Annotated in this window: 8 protein-coding genes; 1 reads left to right on the top strand and 7 read right to left on the bottom strand. The window is 64.7% G+C overall.

What is annotated here, in order from left to right; all coding sequences use genetic code 11:
- Positions 1–471: 471 nt before the first annotated feature.
- The 3 genes from JQ611_RS35125 to JQ611_RS35115 form a co-directional block, all read right to left on the bottom strand.
- Entirely contained in the window at positions 472–894 is a 423-nt protein-coding gene (locus tag JQ611_RS35125) for a DUF5413 family protein (RefSeq protein WP_212390429.1), read from the bottom strand.
- A 111-nt stretch (positions 895–1,005) separates the two neighbouring features.
- Positions 1,006–2,613 (bottom strand): hypothetical protein, encoded by a 1,608-nt coding sequence (locus tag JQ611_RS35120; protein ID WP_212468027.1) that lies wholly within the window; start codon positions 2,611–2,613, stop codon positions 1,006–1,008.
- 37 nt (positions 2,614–2,650) lie between these two features.
- Positions 2,651–3,943: an adenylosuccinate synthase gene (locus tag JQ611_RS35115; RefSeq protein ID WP_192737578.1), complete on the bottom strand. Its 1,293-nt coding sequence runs from the start codon at positions 3,941–3,943 to the stop codon at positions 2,651–2,653.
- A 276-nt stretch (positions 3,944–4,219) separates the two neighbouring features.
- Here JQ611_RS35115 and ybaK point away from each other — a divergent pair, with 276 nt between their 5' ends.
- Positions 4,220–4,693 (top strand): Cys-tRNA(Pro) deacylase, encoded by a 474-nt coding sequence (gene ybaK, locus JQ611_RS35110; RefSeq protein ID WP_212269198.1) that lies wholly within the window; start codon positions 4,220–4,222, stop codon positions 4,691–4,693.
- A gap of 4 nt (positions 4,694–4,697) precedes the next feature.
- Here the strand turns inward: ybaK and JQ611_RS35105 are convergent, their stop codons facing one another.
- Genes JQ611_RS35105 through JQ611_RS42125 form a run of 4 tightly spaced genes read right to left on the bottom strand, consistent with a single transcriptional unit; the run spans position 4,698 to position 7,849 of the window.
- A complete protein-coding gene (locus JQ611_RS35105) occupies positions 4,698–5,897 on the bottom strand; it encodes an MFS transporter (protein WP_212468026.1) in 1,200 nt (399 codons plus the stop codon).
- 17 nt (positions 5,898–5,914) lie between these two features.
- Positions 5,915–6,118, bottom strand: a complete 204-nt coding sequence (locus JQ611_RS35100; RefSeq protein ID WP_212269200.1) for a hypothetical protein — start codon at positions 6,116–6,118, stop codon at positions 5,915–5,917.
- Positions 6,111–6,716 (bottom strand): isochorismatase family protein, encoded by a 606-nt coding sequence (locus JQ611_RS35095; RefSeq protein ID WP_212034333.1) that lies wholly within the window; start codon positions 6,714–6,716, stop codon positions 6,111–6,113. Before JQ611_RS35095 ends, JQ611_RS35100 begins: the two co-directional genes overlap by 8 nt.
- Entirely contained in the window at positions 6,713–7,849 is a 1,137-nt protein-coding gene (locus JQ611_RS42125; RefSeq protein ID WP_249133697.1) for a GNAT family N-acetyltransferase, read from the bottom strand. Before JQ611_RS42125 ends, JQ611_RS35095 begins: the two co-directional genes overlap by 4 nt.
- Positions 7,850–8,017: the final 168 nt, after the last annotated feature.

Raw genomic sequence — 8,017 nt, 5'->3', positions numbered from 1 at the left:
CAGAGGGCGCAGGGAATGCCGGATGCGCGCTGCACCCGCGGTCTCGCGTGCGATTGTGCATAAGAATGCTGCACACGAGCATACAGGGCAGCGGAGAACATCCGACATTCCCTGCGCAATGGCTTTACGGCTTATAACGCGCTCTCCCCGGTGAGACGGCCTCTATTGCCACCGTCGCCCCTCGAAAGCGTTAGCTCCCGAAAGACTTGACGCCGTTACGGGCGCCAGGACCACACGCTTTCGCCGTACGCGTCAGTCACGACCGTCAATCGCAACCTCAACGTCCACCGCAACCCGCCCCTCGTCGTGACGACGGCCGACGCCCCTCTGAGTGGGACGGGATGGGCATAGATGTGCAGGTGATTTGGGGTCGAAGGAAAGGGAAATATTTTTGATTTTCAGAAATTTAGAACTTGACACGATTTCTGGCAATCAGAACTGATTTGCCCGTCGTGCCAAATTGTCGCGCTTTTACGTCGAATGCACCGGTGCCTGTTCGTCGGCATATTTGTGCGCCAGCCATGACGACAGCACCGCGGGCACGCCGCCGACCAGCCCGTAAAGGATGAACTGCGTCACGCCGGTGTCCGGGCCGCGCGAGCCATAGAGCAGTTCCGTGACCGTGAACCCGATCGCGCCCACGATGCATATGCGCACCCACCAGGGAAGCCGCCGCACGTGATACAGGATGTCGTCGATGGCGCCGATCATCAGCGCCGGCACGACGCCGAACAAATAGCTGTATTGCAGCGTCTTGGCGAAGGTGCCGAAGAATTTCCCGACCTCCTTCCAATCGGTCTGGGCCCAGTAGCCGGACGCCATCGTGATCGCGAACAGCATCAGCAGCCCGCCGACGAACGGGCCGATAGCTCCGAAGATCAGATAGCGTTTCATGGACCGTCCTCTTCCAATCGCGGGATCAGATGCGGTTTCAGTCTTACGACGATCTTGCGAAAAATTCGACAGGCTTGACGGAAGCGTTGCGAAACAATCCGCCGCCGCCCGCTACTCGCCCCAGGCGGCGAACGCCTCGTTGAACGCCCGTTCGCCCGGCGCGCCCTTTTCGATCGCGATGATGGCGCGGCGCTGGTTGACGTAGACCAGCGGCACGTCGAACCAGGAACGCTCCTTCAGGAGCTGCAGATTGCGGGCGCGGTCGGCGTCGACGTTGGAGAGGCCGACCAGGAAGAAGCCGTCGGTGACCTTCACGGCGAGCCCCGCCAGCGGCGTGCCGCGCGCCTGCTCGTTGGATTTCATCAAGATGCCCGGCACGTTGCCGACGCCACCGCCGGAGAAATCCTGCGGCAGGATGAAGGTGAGCTCCGCGGTGTGGCTTGCGGGGAGCGATGTGTCGGTGTTGCGGCGGAACGACATCGTCATCTTGAACTTGCGGTCGGGAATTTCGATGTCGGCGCGCACGCTGATGTCAGGCTTCTGGTTGCCGCTCGCCTTGATCGGTTCGGTACGCCAGATCACCGAGCCGACATATTGCTTGCCCTTGGGATCGGACGGGTCCTCGTCATACAGCACCACGCGCTGCGCCACCGGCGCCACCTGGTCCGACGACGGCTGGCCGACGCGATCGGGGATCTTCGGCTTCGACTGCGGCGCTGACGGATCCTTCGGCGCTTCGACGACGGGCGAGGATTTGAACAGGCTGCTCACCACGTTGATGGCGGACTTGCCCCCTACCATCGCAGCGCCGATCACAACAAGCACGATGCCGACCGCGATCGCGCTCTTGAACGGGAAAGCCGCGCCGACCCGGCGTGGCTTTTTCGGCTCGCGCTCGCGATCCTGCGACAGCCGCGAACGCTGCGGCGGCGGCTGCATCGGGGAAGCCTGCGGCGAATAGCGGTCGGCCTCCTCGAGCGACTCTTCATAGGAATACGGCGCTTCCGGATCGGCGCCGCGGTTCTCCATGCTCGGCTCAAGCCGGTCGAACTCCGGCGTGGGCGAGGGCACGTTGGCGTAGGTCTTGCGCGCCGAGCGGTTGGCCTGGGCGGCGGCGCGGCCGAGATCGTCGGCGTCGGCGGCGATGTCGCGGAAGCCGCGCATGCCCGGAGGCTGCGGCATCTGCGGCGCTGAATTGTCGGGGCCGCGGCGCGCCGCGCCGGTGCGTTCACGGGTCGGCGGCAGCGTCGGTTCCTGCGCCGGCAGCTGCGGCGGACGTGGCGGCGGCGGCGGCAAATCGGGCCGCAGGTTGCGCGGCGGGCGTTGCTGGTCGCCGTCACCAAGCGGCGGACGGCCCTCGCGCGCGGGCGGCGGCGAAGCCGGGCGCGGACGGGGTGGGTTAGCTGCTGGCGCGCCGGATTCCGGCGGGCGCGCATTGGCGCGGCGGAAGGCGTCGCCGCCACGCGCAGCCCCGGCGCCGCCGGGCCGCGAGGCCTCGCGGGCGCGCTGGGCGGCCTCGGACTCGACCTTGCGGACGGCCTCTTCCAGCGACAGCCGCTCCCGGGTGATTTCCGATTCGCTCAGCGGCGGCTGCACGCTGCGCAGCTGCGCGATCAGCGCCGAGCGAGCCCGCTCATAGAGCGCACGGCGGCTCTCGCCGGGAGCACTGGGGTCCAGTCCGGCAATGGCGCGGGCGATCAGCGGGTAGTAGTCAGCCATAACGACTCAACAATGCGGACTTATGGGTAACAACTCGTTAAGCCTCGAACGGGTTTTGAACGAGAATAGTATCCTCGCGTTCCGGGCTGGTGGAAAGCAAGGCGATCGGACAGCCCACCAATTCCTCGACCCGGCGCACATATTTAATGGCCTGGGCCGGCAGATCCGCCCAGGAACGGGCATTGGCGGTCGGCTCCTTCCAGCCTTCGATGGTCTCGTAGATCGGCACCACCCGGGCCTGGGCGCCCTCGCCGGCCGGCAGATGGTCGATTTCCTTGCCGTCCAGCATGTAGCCGGTGCAGACCTCGATCGTGTCGAAGCCGTCGAGAATATCGAGCTTGGTCAAAGCCAGGCCCGTGATGCCGCAGGTTCTTGCGGCTTGTCGAACCAATACGGCGTCGAACCAGCCGCAACGCCGCGGCCGGCCGGTATTGGTGCCGAACTCGCGGCCCCGCTCGCCGATCTTGCGGCCGATCTCATTGTCCAATTCGGTCGGGAACGGGCCCTGGCCGACCCTCGTCGTATAGGCCTTGCAGATCCCGAGCACATAGCCGACCGCGCTCGGCCCCAGGCCGCTGCCGGTCGCGGCCTGCGCCGCCACCGTGTTGGACGAGGTGACATAGGGGTAGGTGCCGTGGTCGACGTCGAGCAGCGCGCCCTGCGCGCCCTCGAACAGGATGCGCTTGCCCTCGCGGCGCTTGAGATCGAGCAGCCGCCACACGGTCTCGGTGTAGGGCAACAATTGCGGCGCCAGCGCGGTGAGGTCCTTCAGGATGACGCGGCCGTCGAACTCCTCCAGCCCGAGGCCGCGGCGCAGCGCGTTGTGGTGCGCCAGCAGGCGGTCGATCTTGTGCGGCAGGGTGTCGAGGTCGGCCAGATCCATCAGGCGGATGGCGCGGCGGCCGACCTTGTCCTCATAGGCCGGGCCGATGCCGCGGCGGGTGGTGCCGATCGCGGTGCCGGCGTTGGATGATTCGCGCAAAGCGTCGAGCTCGCGGTGCAGCGGCAGGATCAGCGTGACGTTCTCCGCGATACGGAGATTTTCCGGGCTGATGGCGACGCCCTGGCCCCTCAGCCGGGTGACCTCGTCGAGAAAGGCCTGCGGATCGAACACCACGCCATTGCCGATGACGCCGAGTTTCGAGGGCCGCAGCACGCCCGACGGCAGCAGCGCCAGCTTGTAGGTCTCGCCATTGATGACGAGCGTGTGGCCGGCATTGTGGCCGCCCTGGAAGCGCACGACGATGTCAGCCTGCTCCGACAACCAGTCGACGATCTTGCCCTTCCCCTCGTCACCCCATTGGGCGCCGACGACGACAACATTGGCCATTTCTAAGCGTTTCCCTGCGACTCACGTGGTTTCAGCATGACCTCCCCGGAAAACTACTGCCCGACTTTCCGGATCATGCTTTAGATCGCCCAGCCCAAATCACGACCTTAAGGCCGTTCGCATGCGAGGCAGCCCAACCGGATAAAGGAAGCGGCCCGTCTAGGCAAGCAAGAAGGGAGCTTTGGGGGTCGTCAAAAAGGAGGACAACCCTTTGATATCCCCCAAAAATTTGTGGCGGCGGGAAGGCGGCGGCATGAACGCGGAGTAATCTGGCAAATGTCTAAAACCACCCAGGCGACAAAGACGCTGGAAAAGCTCGGCGTGAAGTTTGTGCTGCACAACTACGTCTACGATTCCAGCGCCGACAGCATCGGCCTGCAAGCGGCCGAGGCGCTCGGCGTCGAGCCCTGCCGGATGCTGAAGACGCTGATGGCCGAGGTCGACGGCAAGCCGGTCTGCGTCGTGGTGCCGTCGGACGGCGAAGTCAGCATGAAGAAGCTCGCCAGCGCGTTCGGCGGCAAGGCCGCGAAGATGATGCGCCCGGCGGATGCCGAGCGGCTCACCGGCTATCATGTCGGCGGCATCTCGCCGTTCGGCCAGAAGAAGCGCGTGCCGGTCGCGATCGAGGCCGCCGCGCTCGGGCACGCGACCGTGTTCCTCAATGGCGGGCAGCGCGGATTGCAGGTCGAGCTCGATCCTGATGACGCGATGCAGGCGCTCGGCGCGATCGCGCCGGCGCTGACGGTGTGAGGGTTCAAGACGCCGCGCGCAGTTTTGCTTCCTCGTTCGGCTGCGCGAAATCGCAGCGCTTGGCGACGACCAGGAACAGCAGGACCAGCGGCACCATCGATGCCAGCAGCGCGGCGCTGGCGACCAGCGCCGCCGACGGCGATCCCCAGGCGTCCTGCAGGCTTCCGGCGGCGGTGGGTCCGGCCGCCATCAGGACGTAGAAGCAGGTATAGAACAGGCCAAAGCCCATCGACCGGTCCGCCGGCTCGAGCACCCTGGCAGGCATCGACAGGATCGCACCCGACATCGGACCGATCGCGACGCCAAAAATCAGGCAGGCGATCGTCGGATGAAAATTCTCCACGAACAGCATCAGCGCACAGGCTGCGATCAAGCTGCAGGCAATGATTGCGGTGATCGGCCGGTCGGCGCGGTGCACGAGATAGCCACCGGTCGGAATGGCGAGAATGGTGAACCAGATCGAAAGACTCGTCAGCGACGCCGCAACCGTCGGCGACGATCCCTGCGCCACCAGCAACAGCGGTGCGTAGCTGAAGAACAAAACGCAGGCGAGATTCATCGCGCCCCAGATGGCGCCCGATATCACCACCGGGACCAGCGCCGCACGCGGCAGCCGTCCGCGGCCGGCGGCCTCCGCCTCGGCCAGCTGCGCCGCGCGCGGAATCATCGCAAACGCAAGCAGCACCGCCACCGAACAGACCGCGCCCGACACCATCACCGCGTGCCAGCCGAGCGAATGGGCGATGTAAGTCTGGATCGGCAGCGCAATCATGGCGCCGAACGGCCAGCTCATCTGCAGGAACGACATCGCCAGCACCATCTCGCGGGCATCGAACCAGTCCGCCACCATCTTGGTCGCGACCAGCCCCACGATCGTGCCCCCGATCCCGCCAATCGTGCGCGCCGCCAGTGCGAAAGCGAGATCGCCGGAATAACTCAATGCCAGGCCGGAAACCGCCATCAGCACTAGGCCCACGATCCCGAGCGTCTTTTCGCGGCCCCGGCTTCCAAGCAATCCGGCCGGGAATGCGACGATGACACCTGGCAGCATATAGGCGCCGAGCAGCATGCCGATTTCCGAATAGCCGATGCCGAGATCGGCCATCAGAAGATTGGCCGCCGACCCGATCGATTGAAACTGGAATCCGATGGCCGCGCGCGTCGCGAACAACACCGCAAGGATGATCCACCTGCGTCCCGGCATACCGATACTCCTGGGGATCAATCCGTTCGTTCGCCGCTGAGCACGTTGGAGAACTCGGATAATTCATCCTCGGAGATCTCGTGCAGAGTCAAGCGCAATTGCATGATCGCGAGATCGACCAGATGGCCGGCAAAGGAGACGCCGCCGGAAACCAGCAAATTGCGCTGCTCTACCAGCACCGGAAGCACATTACGCAAACGACGCGCACTCAACTCATCCATAGCGGTGCCCTTTGAGAGGTCGCTGTGACGTCGCGACCAGCCACTGGCCCGTGGTGGCGACGTCGGCGAAAAGTTCGATCGCCCTTGTGGCGAGCACATGCACGGCGGCAGCATCGGTATTGGGCCGCGACCGGCTCACGGATGCATCGCTCAGGAAGGTAACACTGTGCTCCCTGCGCGCGGCATCCATCGCCGTTGCAAGGCAGGTTTCCTCGGCGACCAGACCGGCAATGGCGAAGCTTCCGGCCTGCGAGACCACGCTTTCGAACAGATGATTGCTGTAGCAGGACGGCTGCTGGCGCTCGAACACCATGTCCGACCGCCGCGGCTCGAGACCGGAAATCCAGGCCGACTGGCTCGAGCGTTCGAGTATGCCCGGGCCATCGCCCCGCCCCTCGGCTTGCCGCGTGAACGCGATCGGTATGGCGAACTCGCGCGCATGCCGGATCGCGGCCATGCAGTTGTTCAGCGACCGCTGGATGTCGCGCGCGTTGTCCCTGGCCAACGCGGCGTAGTTCTTCTCCTGCAGGTCGACCATGATCAGCAGGCGGCCACGCGATGCGCCGACATAGGTTCGCAGATCGATGACTGAACTCATTGGACGACATCCGCCGCTTCGCAAATTCCCCGGCTGGTGGATTTTTCGAGGATGCCCGGTCTATCCCAGCGGCCTTCGGGACGAATGAGCACGTAGGGATCGTCGTTGATGGTGATACATTGCGGATGCTTCTCGGTCTCGAGTTTGACCTCGACATAGTCAAAGTCGGAAAACACGAACTTGCGGCCGGGCGCGCGCTTGAAGCCACGTTGCTGCCAGAAGCCGAGCAGCCGGGCCTGCGCATGCGCGTACAGCACGCGGTAGCCTTTCTTCCGGCACAGCTCGATGGCCGTGTCCACGATCTGGCCGGCCAGGCCGGCGTTGCGACTTTCGTTGCGGACGGCCAGCCGTTCGAGCTTGGCGAAATCCGCAAAATAGCGGATCCGCATGCAGCCGACCGGCTCGCCATCCTTGTGGCAGATCAGATGGGTGGCGGAGAAATCGTTGCCGTCGAATTCCTCTTCAAACGGGCAATGCTGTTCGCCCATGTAGACCGCTCCGCGGATCGCAATGACGCGCGCCATCTCGTCCATCGAGCGGACGACCTCGACGGTGACCGGCTCGGGCGGCATTGCCTTGACCCGCGGAAGATCCTTCGAGCGGTCGAACATCTGCAGATGCGGCGCGAACAATTCCTCGTAACTTGCGCCCGGCTGGAAGCCGAGCGGCTCCAGCACCCGCAGGCCGCCCTTGGTGATGGGACGCGAATAGAGGTTGACGCCCTGGTAGAGCGGCGAGGAGATTTTCTGCAGCACCAGCGGGATCGCTGCCGCGAGCGTACCCTTGGCGTGGATCGCCCAGACATAGATGCCGGCCGGACGCTCCGATTGCCGCGCGACGTAGCACAGCTCGGGATCCTTGGTGTTGAGCCGGCCGTCGAGCAGCCGGCGCATGCCCTCGTGGGTTAGCGGCAACACCGCAAGGAAGCCGTCGCCCTTGGGGTCGCTGATATCGAACCGGTCGCTTCGCGCGATTGCCCAGAAAATATCGGGGTTGTGGCGTGCCGCCGCCTGGAGGACTTCGTTCTTGGTTAATCCCGGTATGTCGGCGCGGGCCCTGTCAACCAGCGAGGCGATGCCGGCGGCCCCGACGGTGAAAATCACCGTGCGTCTGGCCACTTGAAGATTGGTCATTCGCTCCAGAGAATGGGCCGTAGACCGGCTGGCGGGAGCCGAGCGGCTGGCGGGAGCGTGCTCCCGGGCGGATTTTCTGATCAGATCGATGTCGAGCGCGTTCATTGATCGTCTCTTGATTGTGTAAAACTTGGTTTTCTGCCAATAATAGAAATATGGTTCCCTTAA

Source organism: Bradyrhizobium sp. AUGA SZCCT0182 (assembly GCF_018130185.1).
Classification (GTDB): domain Bacteria; phylum Pseudomonadota; class Alphaproteobacteria; order Rhizobiales; family Xanthobacteraceae; genus Bradyrhizobium.
This window is presented reverse-complemented; position numbering and strand designations above follow the sequence as displayed.